Below are 18,828 nucleotides of genomic sequence, written 5' to 3'. Positions count from 1 at the left end.
CTCATCTGCGCCCCTCCTTGTGGTAGGGCATGAGCCCTACGGAGATCGTGGTATTGCCCGACTTTTTCTTGGTCAGTACGAGTTCCTCGACGCCAGCGTACAGCTTGGCTGCGGGCTCGCTGACGCCATAGGCCCCGGTGAACTTGTACACTGTCTCGGATGGATCGCTGATTTCCACCTGGTTCAATTCCTCCGGCTCATACCAGACGAACGGCCAACCGTATTTTTCGCAGACGGCGATCAGTCCCGCTTCATCCTTTTTCAAGGCGATCGTTGCCAGGGCTTTGACGCTTTTGATCGAGAATTGCAGCTCGTCCAAGGTTTCCTTGATCACCGCTTCGATCTCTTCGGCAGATGTCCCACGGTTGCAGCCCATTCCGAGCACAATGACTTTGGGACGATAGATCACGCCGTTTTGCAGGATCGGCTGCTCTTCCGGCGTCAAGATGCGGTGCGTCACGACGAGTGCAGCCTGCGGCTCGTCCGCCAGCGCTTCGGCAATGGTCGCGTACTCTTTGATCGACGGCGGCATCGGCGTCTCGTGCATCCACCAATCCCGCTCGCCTGATTCATTGATGACAGCGACCCGCTCCTCATTCACGACCGAGGCGCTTACCGGGGTCAGCTTTTCGTCTGATTCCCATTCCCAGCCGAAGCGGCGTCCGAACAGGTCGACAGGAATCGTCTTCTGCACATCGGAAGCAGTCGTAATAATCGGACGCGCCCCCATCACCGCTGCCACCTCATGCGCCAGCTCGTTCGCCCCGCCGAGGTGGCCGGACAGGACACTGATGACATTTTCTCCGCGATCATCGATGACCACGATTCCGGGATCTTTCTTTTTATCTTCGAGCAAAGGAGCGATCATCCGCACCACTGCGCCAAGCGAGATAATGATGATCAATCCCTTGTAGACGGGCCAGAGGGCAGGAAACAGCATGCGCACACTGTTGGTAAAAAGCTGAATGCCCCGCGCTTCCTCGTCCCCACGCTCAAATTTGCTCATGTAGTAGAGATCCGCCCCAGGGAATTTCTGCACCAGATCGCGCGCCATCTCTACGCCATGCTTTGTAATGGCGACGACGGCGTAATCGCCGCGCTGCCGGATCTCGGGGATTTCTCCCTCTTTCAGCTCGATGATCATCCTTCTTTCACACCTTTTCTGTACCCGTGCGTGAAGGTTTTGTCGTACAGCTTGGAGCGGTACTGCTCGCTCTTTTCATGAATATCCGGGTCCAATGCCCAGCCCGCCAAAATCATTGCATGCTTGCGGATGCCGTGCTTGCCCATGTCTGCATCCAGATTCGCCAACGTCGTGCGGACTATGAGCTGATCCGGCCAGCTTGCCCGCTGCACGACTGCGACAGGCGTATCCTCGCGCCAGCCTGCCTCGATCAGCTCGCGCACGACTTTTTTGGTCAGCGTCGCGCTCAGATACAACGCCAAGGTGCAGTGATGCTCTGCCAGCGCACGCAGTTTTTCCCGCTCCGGCACAGGGGTCCGCCCCTCGGCACGCGTGAGGATCAGCGTCTGGGTCAGCTCAGGAATCGTCAGTTCAGCCCCGACAGCGGCTGCCGCAGCGAAGACGGAGCTTACCCCCGGCACGATCTCCACTTCGACGCCCTCTGCTTTCAACAATGCGATTTGTTCCATAATCGCCCCGTACACAGACGGATCGCCTGTATGTAAACGCACGACTGTTTTCCCTGCACGAAGATGAGTCAGCATCAGCTCGACCATCTCTTCGAGGGCCATGCCGGAGCTTTGCAGCACCTCCGCGTCGGGATTGCCCAGCGCTACCAGTTCTTCGTTGACCAGCGAATCCGTGTACATGATGACATCCGCCTTTTGCAGCAGCTTCAAGCCTTTTACCGTGATCAGATCAGGGTCGCCCGGACCCGCTCCTACGATGTACAGCTTCATCCCTTTTTCACCACCATCAGCGTAAGATAGCCAAGCTCCGCGCGCTCCAGCTCCCGCATATCCGTCCAGACCATTTCCTCGGACGAAGTGACTTTCGTCGCTACCGCCGCCTTATCGTCCAGCCCCAGCTCCTTCAGCAGGCCGATAATCATCGGCAAGACTTTGGCGACCTTCAGGAAGATGACCGTGTCGTGATTCTCAATCGCTTGGCGCATCGCGTCCCGATCCTCAGTAGCCGGAATGATTCCGATCTGTTCATCCCCGTCTGCCAAGGGCAGATTAAAGCGGGCTGCGGCCCCGAGAAAGGAGGAAACTCCGGGAATCGTCACGATCGGCACCTCCGGATGAGCTTCCTGCATGCCGCGCATCATGTGGATGAACGTGCTGTAAAACAAGGGGTCGCCCTCTGTAACGAACGCAACGTCCTTCCCAGCAGAAAGCCGCTCCCAAACGATCTGGACCGTATTCGTCCACTCGCGCTCCAAAATCTCCGGATCGCGTGTCATCGGGAACACCAGCCCGAGCATTTCCTTGTCCGGCGCGGGCTTTACGTACATTTCCGCGATCTGGTGAGCGTAGCTTTTGCTGCCCATCCGTTTTTTCGGGTAGGCGATGACCGGCGATTGCTGGAGCAGGCGAAACGCCTTGACCGTGATCAGCTCGGGATCGCCGGGACCTACTCCCAGTCCGTATAGAGTTCCGATCTTACTCATCTGACTTGCCTCCTTCTGTCGTTGCCTCTTTGGCCCATGCGGTAATGATGTAGATCGGGTTCAACGCTTCAAAACGGGTCAGCGACAGGATCGGCTTGCTGCGCGACAGCTGCGCCAGCGTGACGGACGTTTCAAAGCCTTCTGCGGCAAAAGCCTGCGTCGCTTCGTAGAGGGTCTCAATCGTAGCGGCATTGACCACAATCCGGCCTCCCGCACGCAGTCGAGTGCAGCAGATGTGCAAAAGCTCTCTTAGTTCGCCTCCGCTTCCTCCGATGAACACCGCATCCGGGTCAGGGAAATGCTCCAAGCCTTGCGGGGCCCGCGCATGAACAACCGTCAGGTCCGTGCGAAACTTCGCCATGTTCTGGCGGCAATTCTCCAGATCATCCGCGTTCTTTTCCACGCCGTACACTTCGCCGTCTCTGGCGATGCGCGCCGCTTCAATCGCAACAGAGCCTGTGCAGGTGCCGATGTCCCAGACGATGCTTTTCGCATGCAATTGCAGCTGCGCAATGCTCAGGATGCGCACTTCCCGCTTCGTGATCAAGCCCTTGTCCGGCTTGCGCTGGGAAAACTCCTCGTCCGCGATGCCCAACGGCCAGACCGGGCTGGGACGACGCTTTTTCAAGATGACGACATTCAGGTCAGAAAAACGCTGGTCCGCCATCTCCTCCAGGGCGTACCAGCCCGTGCGCTCCTCGGGACTGCCGAGATTCTCACCTACAAACGCATCGTACTCCGTCATCCCGAAAGCGAGCAGATACTTCGCAATGGCGGCTGGCGTATTTTCCTGATCGGTCAGCAAAGCCACCTTTTCCTTGCCGTCAATGCGCTGCGCCAATCCCTTGATGCTGCGTCCATGCACGCTGGCAAATGCCGCATCCTGCCATGCCTCGCCCATCTTGGCAAACGCGAGCTGAATGGAACTGAGGTTGGGGAATATCTCCACGTTTTTCAGCTTTTTCGCCAGTAAGCTGCCGATTCCGTAAAAGAGCGGATCTCCCGAGGCGAGGATAACGGTCTTGCGCGTCTCGGTGCGAAGCTCCTCCACCATAGCGGAGAGTCCGCCCTTCAGCACTCTCTTCTCGCCTGTATGCTCGGGAAAAAAGGAAAGATGCCGTTCCCCTCCAATCAACAGCTCGCTTTCCTCAATCCATGTCCGATACAAGGGCAGCAAGCTCGTTTGCCCGTCATCCCCGATGCCGATCACTTTCATCGTCTGTGTCATGCAACGTCACCCTTCCCAACAGGGACCCTTTCATCGTAATGATCATCGTCTCGATCTCCATGCCGCCGCCGACTTCCTTCAGTGCGGCCCGGCAGCAGTTCTCGCCCATTTTTTCAAAAAAGGCTGGGGTATCTGCCATGAGATCTCCCACCTGCGAGGCGGTGTTTGCCCCTTTGATTTGCTCCACAAGCTCGTCGCCGGCTCCTGCCTCCTCCGCCATCTGCGCGAGAAAGCCGAAATCGACAGGGGCGCTCTTGGAATGAACCATCATGACGCCCTGCGCCACTTTGGAGAACTTGCCCATCATCCCGACCAGCGTCACTTTTTTCATCTGCTTGCGCTTGCACTGCTGCAGGGCGAAGCCGACGAAATCGCCCATCTCGACGAAGGCCTCCTCCGACAGCTCCGGGTACATCTCCATCCCGAAAGACTCGGTTTTTCCTCCCGTCGACAAAACGATGTGGTCGCAGCCTGCTTCCTTGGCTACATTGATGGCCTGCGCCACGCTCGCTTTATAGGCAGAAGTGGAAAACGGCACCACGATGCCGCGCGTCCCGAGAATCGAGATGCCGCCGAGAATCCCGAGTCTGCCGTTCAAGGTTTTCTTGGCGATCTCCTCGCCTGCCGGGACCGAGATGACGATCTTGATGCCCCGCTCGATCTCATACTGATCGAGCACAGCCTGGGCGGTCTCCCGAATCATTTTGCGCGGGACCGGATTGATCGCCGCTTCGCCGATCGGCACTGGGAGCCCCGGCTTGGTTACGCGCCCTACTCCGATTCCGCCATCCAGCACGATGCCCGGCTCGTCCAGCCATTCCACGCGGCTTTCGATCAAAGCGCCATGGGTCGCGTCCGGGTCATCCCCGCCGTCCTTGATGGTTCCGGTCACAGCCTTGCGCTCGTCGAACTCGCAGCGCTCCATCTGGAAGGTTACGTCTTCTCCGATCGGCAGGCGGATCGTCGCTTGCTTTTGCGGCTCCTGCGTAATCAGTGCGACCAGGGCAGCTTTCGTCGCTGCCGTGGCGCAAGCACCTGTCGTATAGCCGTGACGGAGCGGTTTGGCTTCTTTTTCATCCTTCGCTGCCATCGCCGCCATCCTTACCCCAACCGTTCCGCCAGCAGCGAGATCGCATTCAGGGCAGCCACCGTCACCGGACTGCCGCCTTTGCGCCCGATATTGGTAATAAATGGGATATCCAGCTTCGCCAGCTCTTCCTTGGACTCAGCCGCCGAGACAAAGCCGACGGGCATTCCGATGATCAGACCCGGCTTGGCTTCTCCTTCTTTCACCAGACGGATCAGCTCCAAAAGGGCGGTAGGCGCATTGCCGATGCAGAAGATGCCGCCCTCTGCTTCCTTGATCGCCTTGCGCATGGAGATAATGGCACGCGTGGTGTTGAGGCGCTTTGCTTCCTCCATCACGTCGCGATCGGAGATATATACTTTCACCTCTCCGCCGTATTTCTCGATCCGGTTTTTGCTGATGCCGACCTGCACCATCTGCACGTCTGCCACGACGATTTTGCCGCTGCGGATCGCGCTGATCCCTGCCTGTACCGCATCCGGGTGAAACACGAGGCTTCGTCCCAAATCGAAGTCCGCCGAGGCGTGAATCACACGCTGCACGACCTTGTACTGCTCCTCGGAAAACGGATGCTCCCCTAGCTCGTCCGTAATGATCTGAAAGCTCATGTCTTCGATTTCCTGCGGCTGCACCGTCAGGGGTTTGAAATCCGTGCGAAAATCCATCGTCATTTTCCTCCTGTCACTTGGTTGAGTTGGGTCAATACGCTGTCATAATCCGAAAACTTTTCTCCGTATTCGATCTTGGGGCGGCCGATGACAATCGTCTCGATGCCCATTTCCAGCGCGGCTTCCACCTTTTCATCGAATGCCCCGACCTTGCCGCTCTCCTTGGTGATCATCAGCGTGACTTTGTAGTGGTCGTAGAGCGCCTTGTTGAGATCCTTGGAAAAAGGGCCTTGCATCGCCACGATGTTCTTTTGCTCCAGTCCAAGCTCCTCGCATTTTTGCATATTGTCGAGGCGCGGCAGCATCCGGGCGACCAAGGTCGTATCCGGCAGCCCCAGCAGACGGTCCGTAAAAATCTTCAGCGTCTTGCTACCGGTTGTCAGCATGATTACGCCTTTTTTCTTCGCTGCGAGCTCTGCCGCCTGCACGTAATCCTCCACGACGATCAGCTTCTCGCTCCCTGGGGCGGACAGGCTTTCCCGCTCGTAGCGGATATACGGAACTCCCGCCTCCTGTGACGCTGCCATGGCATTTTTCGAGGCTTCCTCTGCGAATGGATGGGTAGCGTCTACCACGCAGCGAATGCCTTTTTCGGCGATCAGGCTGACGAGATCCTGCGCGGTCAATCTTCCCACTTGGACGGGAAGGCCTGCTTCCTCCATGCTCTTCGCGGCGCTGTCGGTCACAACGGTACTCAACAGTTCATACCCCGTCTCCTTGATGCGAACCGCCAACTCGCGGGCGTCGCTCGTCCCGGCCAGTACCAGAATCATTTCAGGTCCCTCCTACTTGGTCACATGCTTGTGGTCATGGTCGTGGTGGTGATGGTCGTGGTCATGTTCGTGCTCGTGGTCATGGTGGTCATGCTCGTGGTCATGGTGATGCCCATGATGATGATGGTGATGATGCCCATGGCCGTGCTCATCGTCGTGATGATGATGGTGGTGATCGATGTGCTCCATCGCTGCCAGCCTGTACTGACAGGTGTCGCAATTCAGCTTGACCTCGCCGTGCAGCGCTTCCTCTACGCGGTCCTTCAACACTTCTTTCAAAAGCGGATGGAAGCCGAAATACTCCGCCAGGGTGAATTGCGCTTCCGGGTATTGCGCACGGAACTGCTCCAGCTGATCGGCCATGCGCTTGATCAACACCCCGGTGAACAGGAAATACGGCAGAACCACCACATGCTTGGCTCCCAGCTTGAGGCAACGCTCGATCCCTTCCTGATACAGCGGGAATGTCACGCCCATAAAAGCCGTTTCCACCCATTTCGCCTTCCAGCGCTCCCAGAAGAGTCGGGACATTTTGTAAATATCGCTGTTGGCGTCAGCGTCGCTGCTGCCGCGTCCGATGACCAGCACCGCCAGATCCTCGTGCTCCTCGCCAGAAGCAAAGCCCGCCTCCTCCATGCGCGTCGCCAGGATGTTCAGCACTTCCTCATGAATGCCGATCGGGCGACCGTAGATGAACTGCACATTCGGATACAGCTCCTTGGCTTCATCAATCGCGGCTGGAATGTGGATTTTGGCGTGTCCTGCCGAGAACAAAATGATCGGGATGACGGCTACGCGGGTCGCTCCCCGTTTGACACAAGCGCTGAGTCCCTGCAGCATATCGGGGCGTTCAAATTCCAAAAAGCATGTCTCGATAATCGGAACATCGATTTCTGGCGCCAATCCGTTTACAAACTGGCGAATCTCTTCATTCCCTTCAGGATCCTTACTTCCGTGACCAACGAACAGGACTGCATCCATTTCCATTCCCCCTGCTTTCTTTTAATCGCCGCATGCGGCGTTTTCGATCTCAAACTTGGCCGGTTCGCGCCAGGCGAAGCCCTCCAGCTCCCCGACCCGTTGGAAAAATTTGTGGAACCGCTCATTCGGGAAGGCTTCTTTTGCAAATCGCGTCACGATTCGCTCGACAAGCGGCACAATCTCTTCTTTGGGGATGCCTTCTGCGACAGGAATGCCGGAGTGGGCGTTTCTTCCCACCGTTTTGGCTCCCAGGAAAAGGTCAAATTTTCCTTTGCGAAATACAATCCCGATATCTTCCGTCACTGCTTGGTAACAAGCCATGCCGCAGCCGTTGAAGCCGATGCGGGTCTCCTTGGGCATCTGCTTGCCGCCGAGAAGACGCTGCAGCTCCTCCGCGTACGGGATGCCGTCTTTTTTCTCGCCGTCGCAGAAATCGCAAGCCTTTACCTGCAGCACATCGCCAGTCGGACTGAGCGTAAGCCCCGCCTCGCGCAGGCGCTGTGTCACGCTTTCCGGGTCTGCTGTCGGGACGCGCAGGATCATTTGATGGTGAGGCGTATACTCGATCTCGCCTTTCTCTCCCGCTACTTCTGCAAGGACCATCATCTGCTGGGGAGAAAGCTTTTTATTGGCGACACCCGGGCTGACCGCGCACTCGAAGATCATCTCCGGGACGAAGGAGTCTACCGTACGGACCGTTGCTCCAGCCGAAGCCGGTGACTCAGCAACCACTCCATTGGCTTCGTCTACCATGCGCAGTGCTTGCGTCGCCCAATCGAGCGGTGTTGGCGAATGTTCTTGGACGGTCGGAGCTTTTGTCTCGGCAGTCGGCATAGCCAGCGTGGCGACTGCGGTACCCGCAGCAGAAGTCGGCACTGGCTGAGCTGCGGCTGATTCCTTCGCGTCAGGTGCAGGCGTAGAATACATCGCTTGCGGTGCCTGCTGAATTTCAGCCTTTTCTCCCGATTCTGCCGCTTCCAAAGACCATGGCTCGTTTTCCACCCGCAGCCGCTGATGCGGCTTCAATGGCTGCTCATCCGAAGACAAGGTGTACTTGCGCTGATAGCCGCGCGGCGTAATCATTTTGCCATCGTAGACAAATGTAGAGGAGTTCCCGATGATCACCGTCGTCAGCATGCCGATGTCATGCTCCAGCATCTGCGCCAGGGTGGTGACGACGACGTGCTCCCGTTCGCGATAGGCGCTCTTCACGATTCCGACTGGGGTATCTGGCGAGCGGTACTGCAATAGTATCCGCTGCGCTTCGACGATCTGCCGCGTGCGCCGTCCGCTGCGCGGGTTGTACAAGGCGATGACAAAGTCTGCCATGCCAGCCGCATCGATTCTTCTCGCGATCAGATCCCATGGCGTCAAATGGTCGCTGAGACTGATCGTGCAGGCATCGTGCATGATCGGTGCGCCAAGAATCGCTCCGCAGGAGTTGATCGCCGAGATTCCCGGAATCACTTCCAGCTCGACGCCTGTCGCCTGCTGCCAGCCTTTTTCCACCAGCACCTCGTAGACCAGACCGGCCATGCCGTATACGCCCGCGTCTCCACTGGAGATGACAGCCACCTTTTTGCCTTCCTCTTCCGCCTGGCGGACTGCTTCCCGAGCACGCGTCACTTCCTCCGTCATCCCGGTGCTGACGATCTCCTGGTCCGTGAGCAAATCCCGGATCAAGTCCACATAGGTGGAGTAGCCGATAATCACATCGCTCTCCTCGATCGCTTCCCGCGCCCGTTTGGTGATATGCTCAAAACTGCCCGGACCAAACCCGATCACAAACAACTTGCCTTTCATACGGATGAACCTCCTCTTTTCCACAGATGCTTGTTCCCTTCCTAAATCAGCCAATCCATGCGGCGACTCCCAGACATGCCAGCAGACACAGCAGGGAGGCGCAGTACATCATACGTACCGTCATGCGCACATCGTCGGGACACAGCGGGCGATGCGCATCCCCCAGCCTGGCGCGATGGGATGGAACTCCCTGGTAGGTGTTCAGCCCGCCCAACTGGACGCCCAAGGCTCCGGCGACAGCCGCTTCCGGCAATCCGCTGTTGGGGCTGGGATGCAAGTGCGCATCCCTGCGGATGATCTGCCAGCTCTGCCGTACATCCAGACGCAGCAGCCAGCTTGCCGCGAGCAGCAAAAGGGCGGTCAACCGCGCCGGAATATAGTTGGCGACGTCGTCAAAACGAGCGGACGCCCAGCCCAGATTACGGTACTTTTCGTTTTTGTAGCCCACCATCGAGTCCAGCGTGTTCGTCGCCCGATAGGCCATCGCGAGCGGCGCGCCGCCGATCGCTGCGTAGATGAGCGGAGAGACGATGGCGTCCACAATGTTCTCCGCGACTGTCTCTACTGCGCCGCGGCAAATCTCCGACTCGTCCAGATGCTCGGTATCCCTCCCTACCACCATCGACAAGGAGCGCCGAGCTGCTGGGATGTCGCCTGCCTGCAAATGGCGCATGATCTCAAGGCCCGCATCCGCCAGTCCTTTGGTCGCGATCGTGGTGGAAATCAGCCAGGCTGACAAAGCGAAGGACAGCCATGGCGACACCAGCGCCCCCGCCCAGACGATCAGCCAGACAACTGCGTAGCTCCCGGCTACGATCAGCAGCGGAAATAGCACTCCTGCTGCTTTGAGATGCTTTTCTTGTTTGACACAAGTTCGAATCAACCATTCCAGCCGTGAGATCCACCAGCCGATGATCACCACCGGATGAGGGAGACTTCGCGGATCGCCCACGACCCTGTCGATCAAATAGGCGGTCACGAGCACCCACGCCGCTTCATTCATCTGTCATTCTCCCTCTCTTTTACAGAAGGGGCTGATAGGTCCAGCGCTGTCCATCCCACTCCGTCAGCATGGCCGTGCCGTGACGCAATCCTTCCACCTGCCAGTAATGGCTCTTGTCCTGCGTCAGCCAGGCAGACTGAAACCAGCGAATCACTCCGCCATGCGTCACGATCACCAGCGCTTCTTCGCCCGCATGCATTTCCACAATCTCCTGCAGCCAGGCATCGACGCGCTCTCCCAGCTGCTGCAGGCTCTCTCCGCCGGGCGGGCTGACGAGCAGGGGATCTTTGTGCCACTTCTTAACCTCTTCTTCATTCTTCTGCACGATTTCGTCGTATGTAAGCAATTCCCACTCCCCGAAGGAAAGCTCCCGCAAAGCAGCGGTCGTCTCCATCGAGCAAGGAAAGCGCGTTGTCAGCAATTGTGCTGTTTGCACACAACGCTGCAAGTCGCTGGCATAGATTTTCGCCGGGTTCAGTTCTAAAGACTGCAACTGTTCTGCCAGCGCTGAAATCTGCTGCCTCCCGTTTTCGTGCAAGCCCACATCGGTATGTCCCAGGTATCTCGACTGCCTGTTCATCTCCGTCTCTCCATGCCGTACCCATAGGCACTTCATCGGCGAACAGCTCCTTTCGCACTTATCTGGTAAATAGGAGCAAGGCCAATAGCATCGCCGCCTCGCTGCTCTCAATCACCGCTCCATAGCAGTCTCCGTTCAAGCCGCCCAGCTTGCGCGCCACTCCGCGTGAAAAAGCGAGTGCAAACAAGAGCGAGAAAAGGATCGCGCCAATCGTCTGCCAGCCTCCAAGCCACCAGCCGGCCCCAAGCAATAGCGCGTAGGCTGCCACGATATGTACCACCGAAAGCCCTTCGCTGATCCCCTTGCCAATCCCCTCGTCCGCAGACAGGTAAGGCCAGTACCGAATCGCCAGCAGGACATGCGTGCGGGCAGCCATCGGAACGAACAGAAGCATCATCCCCCACCACGGATGCGTCAGCTCAGCCAACGCCGCCGTTTTCAGCAGCAAGAGCAAGAGAGCCGCCAAAACGCCCATCGCTCCAACCCGGCTGTCCTTCATGATCGCAAGCATTTTTTCTCGGGAGCGGCTGCTTCCGAGGCCATCCGCCAGATCCATCCACCCGTCGAGATGCAGGCCACCGGTGATGTACACCCAGACGATCAGTGTCAACACGGCTGCGAGCAAAGGGCTGAACAGCCACAGTCCTGCTTGATGAACGCCCCACAAGATCAACCCGATAACCAGACCAACTGCCGGATACCAGGCGACGCTTTTTTTCCACGCTTCCTCGCTGGGACGCAGCCAAGGGACCGGAATGCGCGTGAAAAAAGAAAGGGCATGCCAAAATGCGTTCATCCTTTGATCCTCCAGGGAATTCCCGACCAGACCGCGTAGACCGTATCCGCGCGGCGGGCCGTCATCTGATTGACGTCCCCGAGCACATCGGCAAACCAGCGTCCCAGCCTGCTCATCGCCACCCCGCCTAACCCGACCTCACTGGTGACCGCGATGACTGTCCGTGATGATGCTGCCACTCCGTCCAGCCACGAAGTCGCTTCTTTATAGACCTCCCGGGTGATGGCCTCGCTTCTCCACTCCGGCTCGGGAACCGCCATCAGCCGATTGCTGACCCAGGTAGAGAGGCAGTCGATCAGGACGACCTCGTATTCCCGCGCTGCCTGGATCGATTCTGACAAGCGCAGAGGAATCTCCACACATCCCCAATCAGCAGGGCGGCGGGATCGGTGCAGCGCTATCCGGCTGCGCATCTCCTCGTCCTTCGCCTCTCCAGTCGCGACATAGAGGACTCGCTTGCCTGTCTGAGACGCCAGCTCCTCGGCAAAACCGCTTTTTCCCGAACGGACTCCCCCCGTGACCAGAATCAGACTCATCGCTTCGTCCCCCTCTCCTCGCAAACCTCGCGCAAGGCGTCAATCAACTGCTCATTCTCTTCCCGCTTGCGCACGGCGATGCGGAAATCTCTTGGGGTCAAGCCTGGATACATCGCGCAGCTGCGGATCAGGATGCCTTTTTTCCCGAGCTCTGCCTGCAGCTCCTGTGCTGTCCAGTCTTCCGAAGAGCGTACGAGCAGAAAGTTGGCTTCGCCCGGCCAAACCTGCCAGCCCAATTCCGTGTGCAAACAGGCACGCAAATACTCGCGCTCTCCCGCGATCAGCTTGCGTGTCTTCTCTTCATAGGCGAATTCCTCCAGACAGCGCTCCCCGGCAAGCAAAGCCAAGGCATTGACGCTCCAGCTCACCTGCTTCGCCTTCATCCGCGCGATAACATCCGGGTGAGCGATGGCATATCCCAGCCTCAGCCCCGGAATCGCGTACATCTTGGTCATCGAGCGCATCAGAATCACCCGCGGATAATCGCCCAATGAATCCGCCAAGGTGAATGGATGATCCTCGTCGATGAAATCGAGAAAAGCCTCGTCCACGATCAGCCAGGTGTCTGTCTCAGACGTCCAGTTCGCCATGCGCTCCAGCTCAGCTTTTGCGTAGCGGATGCCTGTCGGATTGTTCGGGGACCCGACAAACACCAAATCCGTCTGCTCAAAAAGCTGCCGCAGCTGCGACTCTTCCGCCTTGTAGCCGTTCTCTTCGCGACCGAAGCAGCCCATCACCTGGGCGCCAAACTGCTCCGAAAGTTGCGCGTATTCGGAAAAACAGGGGTAGACCACCCCGACTTTTTCAGGAGCGAGCGCCAACAGCGCCAGAGCCATCGCTTCCGCCGCGCCGTTCGCAGGCAAAAGCCAGTCCTCATCCTGCTTCAATCGTTTCCCCAAGGCTTGGCGAAACGCCCGATGCGCCGGATCAGGGTAGCGCGTCATTTCATGCAGATGGTTTTGCAGCGCTGTGATGACGGAGGGAGGCGGTCCGAGCGGATTGATATTAGCGCTGTAGTCGAGAAAGCCGTTTTCGGGCATGCCGTAGCGCTTGGCTGCCGACACCCAGTCGCCGCCATGTCCATATTTTTCCAGGACCTCCATCAGAACTCTACCCCCAGTACAGCGGGGATGCCTTCCTCGTAATAGTGCTTGACCGCCTTCATCTCCGTTACCAGATCGGCCAGATCCATAATCTCCTGCTTGGCGCTGCGCCCGGTAATCACGACATGCATGCGCTCCGGCCGCTTTTGCAAGGTATCCAGCACATCATCCAGCGGCAGCACATCATCGATCGGGAACTTCTCGATGGCAAGCGCGTTGTTCAATTCATCGAGGATGACCATGTCGTAGGCATCTGACAGGAGCTTTTCTTTTGCAAAGCGCCATGCTTCCGCCAGGGCGACCCGATGCTCCTCGGGCGTTTTCGTCCAGGTAAAGCCGATCCCTTTTTGCACGATCTCGATCCCCAGGCGGTCAAAGACGATCTTTTCGCCATAGGTCCGCTCCGGCGATTTGATAAATTGGATCATCAATACCTTTTTGCCCCTTCCGGTCGCCCGTACCGCAAGCCCCAAAGCTGCTGTCGTTTTTCCCTTGCCGTCACCCGTATAGACCAAAAGCAACCCGCGTTTGCTGGCTTGCTGGTTCATCGTCATCCCTCCTGAAATAGAAAAACGCTTTGTTCTCCTTCATAGAAAAAGGAAAACAAAGCGCGGATAGCATACGATCACAATCCTCACCTCTTCCTTTGACCCGAAGGAAATCAGTGCAACACAAAAACAGGCAGGTCTCCTGGCTCAAGAATCATCGCCTTTCTTCTCCTTCCCACCCGGATTGGGCAGTGGATGGCATCGCGCCGTGAAGAAAAAGCTCCTCTCATACAGTGGCGGGACCGCGTTGGCTTTTCACCAAACTTCCCTTTTAACCCTGCTTATCCGAGACTCACTCGCATAAACAAGGACCTGTTTGTCAATCCTATTCATTTTTCCAGCTGACAAGTACTTGTACTAATCATAGCAAATGCTGGTGGGGATTCAAGCAAAAGCTGCAAACGGGTCAACGGAATGCTCAGCTTTCTACTCGACAGCCAGATGACAGCGGGATTGATGGGTAGCAGATAGCGGATTTGCGTCGGGTGTGACAGATCTGCATTTCTCCATGCGCTGGGAGCAGCGCGCGTAAAAATGGCACCCTTCCTTTGATTCAAACGGATTCGGCGGATCGCCCTCCAATGGCGTGCGCTCCTGCTTTTTTCCCGGCTGAATTCTCGGGACGGCGGACAGCAAGGCTTGGGTATACGGATGGGCAGGCTGTTCGAATACTTCCTCCGTCCGTCCGATCTCGACGATGCGCCCCAGATACATCACAGCCACTCGATCCGAGATGTACTTCACGACGGACAAGTCATGAGAAATAAAGATCATGGTGAGTTGCAGCTCGTTTTGCAAATCCTCCAGCAGATTCAGAATTTGCGCCTGAACCGAAACATCCAAGGCGCTTACCGGCTCATCTGCGATCAGCAGCCTGGGCTTTACTGCGATAGCTCTGGCAATGGCGATACGCTGCCGCTGACCTCCGCTGAATGCTTTGGGGTATTTGTTCGCGTCGCCAGGCAAGAGACCGACCTTCACGAGCAAATAGTCGATATACTCGTCCGTCTCTTTCTCCGACGTGCAGATGCCGTGAAAGCGAATCGCTTCGGTCAGCATCTCCTTCACCGTCATTTTCGGATTCAGGGAAGAATAGGGGTCCTGAAAAACCATCTGCATATCCTTGTACATATGCCGCAGCTTTCCCGGACTTTCATGCGTGATGTCATGGCCCAAAAAAGAGATGGTGCCGTCTGTCGGTTCGTAGAGTCTCATCAGGGTGCGGCATAGCGTCGTTTTTCCGCAGCCGCTCTCTCCTACCAACCCTAGTGTTTCGCCTTCCTTTACCTCCAACGAGACATCGCTTACGGCGAACAGCTTCGGATTGTTTCTGCGAAAAACGCGATCCAGCCACGTCTCTTTGCGCTGATAGATTTTATGCAGCCCCTCTACCTTCAAGATCGAAGTCAAAAGCCACACACCCTTTCATGATGGACACAGGCTGACCAATGGCCTGGACTAACCTCTTGCAATCGGGTTTTTTCGGCATCGGCGCATTCCTCGGTTGCAAGCGAACAGCGCTCCCGAAAAGGACAGCCTGCGAGGGGCTGATTCATCCTCGGCAGCGAGCCTGGGATTCCTTCCAGCCGACCCGTTGAATCAAGCTGCGGAACGGAGCGAATCAGCCCTTTTGTGTACATGTTTTTCGGGGCGGCAAACAGCTGTTCCACGCTCGCGATTTCCATGACTTTGCCCGCGTACAGAACGACTACGCGATCGCACATCTCCGCCACAATGCCCAGATTATGCGTGACCAGCAAGATCCCCATGCCAAGATCTTGCTGAAGCTGCTTCAACAAGCGGAGCACCTGATCCTGTACCGTCACATCGAGGGCCGTGGTCGGTTCGTCAGCGAGCAGCAGTTTGGGGTTGCAGGAGATCGCCAGCGCAATCATCACCCTTTGCCGCATCCCTCCGCTCAATTCATGCGGATATTGAGAGACTCGTTTTTCAGGAGACGGGATTCCTACCTGCTGCAAAAGCTTGATCGCTTTCTCCCACGCTTCTTTTTTGCTCATCTTCTGGTGGGTTCGCAGGGTATCCACGATCTGATCTCCCACCCGATAGACCGGATCCAGCGAGCTCATCGGGTCTTGCATGATCATCCCGATTTGCTTGCCGCGCACCTGCTGCCATTCTTGCTTTGGCAAAGTGAGCAGATCTCGTCCTTCAAACTGAACGCTTCCCTTCACCGTCTTGCTTTTGGTCCCAGGCAGCAAATTCAGAATGGAGCGGCATGTCATGCTCTTGCCGCTTCCGCTCTCTCCGACGAGTCCGACAGTTTCCCCTTGTCTGACGTCAAACGAAACACTGTTGACGGCATAGACGGATCGTTCTTTCAGTTCCAGGACGATCTCCAGATCTTTGACTTCCAAAAGTGGATCCATCTTCATCACTCCTGTACTCCACGTTCTAGGACAGCTCCTTCACATCTCCCAAAAGAAGAATGGCTAGCAGGACGGGCATCGCCTTGCGGATGTCATCCGTGTGGAAGCGAATGGTCCTCCCCCCGACCAGCGTCATGCCTGGCAGAAAGCTGACCAGATGGGCAGAACTGGTGTATTTGAATTCCATGTCGATTTCATAATGATCCAGCGCTTTGACGGGCTTGACCTGCTGCCTGTTGCGCACAGCTTCGATGGCTTTTTCCCGAATCATCTGTTGGCTAACCGCAGGATGCAGGCAGCGCGCCGTGAACATGCCGATCGCCTTTTTGACCGCTACCGTGTGGACACCCTCGATTTCTCGACTAACCTCCGTCGCTGTCTGGCTGTCTCCCGTAACCAACACCACCGGGACTCCGAATGCTCCGGCAATCGCGGCATTGATTCCGGCTTCGCCAATTTCCCGGCCGTTGATCGTGATGCGCTGCACGGCTTTATTGTTCAGCGTGTGGTTGAGAATGGCTTGATCGGTCCCTGCCATGCAGTGGTAGCCAATGAAAAAGGCCATGTCGAACGACTCGTCGATCCCTTCCATCATCAGCAGAGGCTTCACAAAGCCGCGGATCACTTCCGCTTTGGGGTGCAGGCGGTCTACGATCAGATTGCGCATGGTGTCATGGGAATCGTTGACGACGACCTCCGTGACTCCCGCCTCCAGCGCCCCTTCGATCGCTGCATTCACATCGTCGGTCATCAAGGTGCGAAAATAGTCATAGTCGCTGGTTCCCTTATCGACATCATCCCAATCCGTAACGCCGGAGATGCCTTCCATATCCACGGAAATAAACAATTTCATCTGCTTTTCCTCCATTTTTTACTGGCTTTCGATTTTTTCCGCGAGACCATCACCTAAAAGGCTAAAGCCCAAGCCCGTGACAATGATGCCCAGACCGGGAATCGTCGCAATCCACCAGGCATTGATAATGAAATTTCTTCCTTCCGCAATCATGGCTCCCCATTCAGGGGTTGGAGGCTGAACGCCCAAGCCCAAAAAGCTCAGAGAAGCCCCGAGCAAAATGCACAGCACCACATCCGACATGGCAAACACCAAAGCGGATGAAATGACGTTGGGCAAAATATGCCGGAATAAAATGCGTCCGTGTCCGTACCCCATCCCTCTCGCGGCCAGGATATACTCCTGCTGCTTGATGACCAGCACCTCTGCTCTGACGATGCGTGCATAGGCGCTCCATCCTACCAGGGCAATCGCCAGGTACAGATTGAACAAGCCTGTTCCCAGAATGGAGATGATCGCGATAATCAGGACGATAAAAGGAAAGCTGATCACGATATCTACCAGCCGCATCATGACGGAATCGAACCAGCCGCCAAAATACCCCGACAGCAGGCCGATCAGCGACCCCAGCAACAAAGGCGTGATCACCGAAAAAACGCCGATCTGCAAATCGATGCGGGCTGCGTACAGCATCCTTGTGAAGATATCCCGCCCAAAATTATCTGTACCGAACCAATGCTCGCTTCCAGGCGGCTGAAAGGCCTGGGACAAGTCATTTTTCACCGGATCATAGGGTGTCAGAAGGGGAGCGCAGATGGATGCCAGCAGGACCAAAAGGATGATCATCAGCCCGAGCGTAATCTTGGCATTGACGGGCAGTCTTCGGACGAAATCAGGCAGAACCCTTCTGGGGTAGGGTTTGGTAACAGTTGTCTGTATGTGGGACATCGCTTTTCATCACTCCAATTTCACTCTGGGATCAAGGATTGTATAGAGAATGTCCGTAAGCAGGTTTACGACAATCACGAGTGCGGCAAACACAAGGACCAGGCCTTGTATCACCGGATAATCCCTGGTCAAAATCGAGCTGATTAAAAGTTGGCCTAATCCCGGTACGGAAAAAACGGTTTCCACAATGACGGATCCTCCCAAAAGCCAGCCGACATTTACCCCCAGGATCGTGACCGTCCCCAGCACAGCGTTTCGCAGGACATGCTTGATCATGACCTGGCTTTCCTTGATTCCCCGCGCCCGCGCCGCTTCCACAAACTCTGCGGACAGAATGGTGATGATTTTCGTGCGCAGCGGTCGGATCAGCACCGGGGTCAGGGAAAAGGAAATCGTCAAGGCAGGGAGGAACAGGTGTCGCAGATGCTCGCTGAACGTATTGCCGTAACCCGATACGGGAAACAGCTTTACCTTGATGCTCAAGAGCAGCATCAGCAGAATCCCGATCCAGAAAGAGGGCATGGAAAGCCCCGCGATCGAGGCGGCACGAAAGCCGTTGTCCAGCAGACTGTCTTTTCGCACTGCGGACCACATCGCGATCGGTACACTGATCAGCACGCTGAGAATCGTTGTGTAGATGACGAGAAACAGCGTGACATCCAGTCGTTCGCCAATCAGCGTGAGAACGGGCTGCTGGATGATGATTGAGTCACCCATGTTCCCTTGAAACAGGTTTTGCATGTAAATGAGGTACTGATTGGGCAGCGGCTGATCCAGCCCCATTCGCTCTGTTACTCGCTGCACGGTCTCCGGATTGGCCCGGGGGCCCAGCAGGATCTGTGCCGGGTCTCCGGGAATCAGACGAATCATAAAAAACGTAATGATGGAAATTCCCAGCAAAACGGGAACAAGCGAAACGATGTGTTTGACAGCATATTGCACGCGTCCGATGTCCATC

At 56.6% G+C, this 18,828-nt stretch carries 20 protein-coding genes and 1 riboswitch; all 20 genes read right to left on the bottom strand.

Translation table 11 applies throughout. The features are described 5' to 3' along the window. Position 1 precedes the first annotated feature (1 nt). Entirely contained in the window at positions 2-1,144 is a 1,143-nt protein-coding gene (locus EDM58_RS03655) for a cobalt-precorrin 5A hydrolase (RefSeq protein ID WP_122912134.1), read from the bottom strand. Then, positions 1,141-1,923, bottom strand: a complete 783-nt coding sequence (gene cobM, locus EDM58_RS03650; protein WP_122912133.1) for a precorrin-4 C(11)-methyltransferase — start codon at positions 1,921-1,923, stop codon at positions 1,141-1,143. The genes EDM58_RS03655 and cobM overlap by 4 nt, the downstream gene beginning before the upstream one ends. Continuing rightward, positions 1,920-2,636, bottom strand: coding sequence for a precorrin-2 C(20)-methyltransferase (gene cobI, locus EDM58_RS03645; RefSeq protein ID WP_122912132.1), 717 nt, complete (start codon positions 2,634-2,636; stop codon positions 1,920-1,922). The genes cobM and cobI overlap by 4 nt, the downstream gene beginning before the upstream one ends. Next, positions 2,629-3,864 carry a precorrin-6y C5,15-methyltransferase (decarboxylating) subunit CbiE gene (gene cbiE / locus EDM58_RS03640; protein WP_122912131.1) on the bottom strand — a complete coding sequence of 412 codons (1,236 nt, stop codon included), beginning with the start codon at positions 3,862-3,864 and terminating at the stop codon, positions 2,629-2,631. The genes cobI and cbiE overlap by 8 nt, the downstream gene beginning before the upstream one ends. Then, positions 3,827-4,963 (bottom strand): cobalt-precorrin-5B (C(1))-methyltransferase, encoded by a 1,137-nt coding sequence (locus EDM58_RS03635; protein ID WP_122912130.1) that lies wholly within the window; start codon positions 4,961-4,963, stop codon positions 3,827-3,829. The genes cbiE and EDM58_RS03635 overlap by 38 nt, the downstream gene beginning before the upstream one ends. Before the next feature lie 2 nt (positions 4,964-4,965). Beyond that, positions 4,966-5,616, bottom strand: a complete 651-nt coding sequence (locus EDM58_RS03630; RefSeq protein ID WP_023555955.1) for a precorrin-8X methylmutase — start codon at positions 5,614-5,616, stop codon at positions 4,966-4,968. 2 nt (positions 5,617-5,618) lie between these two features. After that, a complete protein-coding gene (gene cobK, locus EDM58_RS03625) occupies positions 5,619-6,392 on the bottom strand; it encodes a precorrin-6A reductase (protein WP_122912129.1) in 774 nt (257 codons plus the stop codon). 12 nt (positions 6,393-6,404) lie between these two features. Continuing rightward, on the bottom strand, positions 6,405-7,373 hold the full coding sequence (locus EDM58_RS03620) for a sirohydrochlorin chelatase (RefSeq protein ID WP_122912128.1): 969 nt from the start codon (positions 7,371-7,373) through the stop codon (positions 6,405-6,407). A 21-nt stretch (positions 7,374-7,394) separates the two neighbouring features. Next, a complete protein-coding gene (gene cobJ / locus EDM58_RS03615) occupies positions 7,395-9,176 on the bottom strand; it encodes a precorrin-3B C(17)-methyltransferase (protein ID WP_122912127.1) in 1,782 nt (593 codons plus the stop codon). 46 nt (positions 9,177-9,222) lie between these two features. Then, positions 9,223-10,179: an adenosylcobinamide-phosphate synthase CbiB gene (gene cbiB, locus EDM58_RS03610; RefSeq protein ID WP_122912126.1), complete on the bottom strand. Its 957-nt coding sequence runs from the start codon at positions 10,177-10,179 to the stop codon at positions 9,223-9,225. 19 nt (positions 10,180-10,198) lie between these two features. Beyond that, entirely contained in the window at positions 10,199-10,795 is a 597-nt protein-coding gene (gene cobC, locus EDM58_RS03605; RefSeq protein ID WP_122912125.1) for an alpha-ribazole phosphatase, read from the bottom strand. Positions 10,796-10,817: 22 nt separating this feature from the next. Continuing rightward, a complete protein-coding gene (gene cobS, locus EDM58_RS03600; protein WP_122912124.1) occupies positions 10,818-11,555 on the bottom strand; it encodes an adenosylcobinamide-GDP ribazoletransferase in 738 nt (245 codons plus the stop codon). Continuing rightward, the gene (gene cobU / locus EDM58_RS03595; RefSeq protein ID WP_122912123.1) at positions 11,552-12,091 is read right to left on the bottom strand and encodes a bifunctional adenosylcobinamide kinase/adenosylcobinamide-phosphate guanylyltransferase; all 540 of its coding nucleotides are present in this window, start codon (positions 12,089-12,091) and stop codon (positions 11,552-11,554) included. Before cobU ends, cobS begins: the two co-directional genes overlap by 4 nt. Then, positions 12,088-13,194, bottom strand: coding sequence for a threonine-phosphate decarboxylase CobD (cobD, locus tag EDM58_RS03590; protein ID WP_122912122.1), 1,107 nt, complete (start codon positions 13,192-13,194; stop codon positions 12,088-12,090). Before cobD ends, cobU begins: the two co-directional genes overlap by 4 nt. After that, on the bottom strand, positions 13,194-13,742 hold the full coding sequence (gene cobO / locus EDM58_RS03585) for a cob(I)yrinic acid a,c-diamide adenosyltransferase (protein WP_122912121.1): 549 nt from the start codon (positions 13,740-13,742) through the stop codon (positions 13,194-13,196). The genes cobD and cobO overlap by 1 nt, the downstream gene beginning before the upstream one ends. 115 nt (positions 13,743-13,857) lie before the next feature. After that, positions 13,858-14,073, bottom strand: a riboswitch (cobalamin riboswitch). A 95-nt stretch (positions 14,074-14,168) separates the two neighbouring features. After that, entirely contained in the window at positions 14,169-15,161 is a 993-nt protein-coding gene (locus tag EDM58_RS03580) for an ABC transporter ATP-binding protein (protein ID WP_122912120.1), read from the bottom strand. Further along, positions 15,149-16,129 carry an ABC transporter ATP-binding protein gene (locus tag EDM58_RS03575; RefSeq protein WP_122912119.1) on the bottom strand — a complete coding sequence of 327 codons (981 nt, stop codon included), beginning with the start codon at positions 16,127-16,129 and terminating at the stop codon, positions 15,149-15,151. The genes EDM58_RS03580 and EDM58_RS03575 overlap by 13 nt, the downstream gene beginning before the upstream one ends. 25 nt (positions 16,130-16,154) lie before the next feature. Then, positions 16,155-16,982, bottom strand: a complete 828-nt coding sequence (locus EDM58_RS03570) for a M55 family metallopeptidase (RefSeq protein ID WP_122912118.1) — start codon at positions 16,980-16,982, stop codon at positions 16,155-16,157. A gap of 18 nt (positions 16,983-17,000) precedes the next feature. Then, complete coding sequence (locus tag EDM58_RS03565; RefSeq protein ID WP_122912117.1) at positions 17,001-17,870, bottom strand: ABC transporter permease; 870 nt, start codon at positions 17,868-17,870, stop codon at positions 17,001-17,003. Positions 17,871-17,879: 9 nt separating this feature from the next. Beyond that, positions 17,880-18,827, bottom strand: coding sequence for an ABC transporter permease (locus EDM58_RS03560; RefSeq protein WP_122912116.1), 948 nt, complete (start codon positions 18,825-18,827; stop codon positions 17,880-17,882). Position 18,828: the final 1 nt, after the last annotated feature.

It is taken from the genome of Brevibacillus panacihumi, assembly GCF_003710985.1.
Classification (GTDB): Bacteria; Bacillota; Bacilli; order Brevibacillales; family Brevibacillaceae; genus Brevibacillus; species Brevibacillus panacihumi.
Note: the sequence above shows the minus strand (reverse complement) of the source record. Positions and strands in the feature narration are given on the sequence as shown.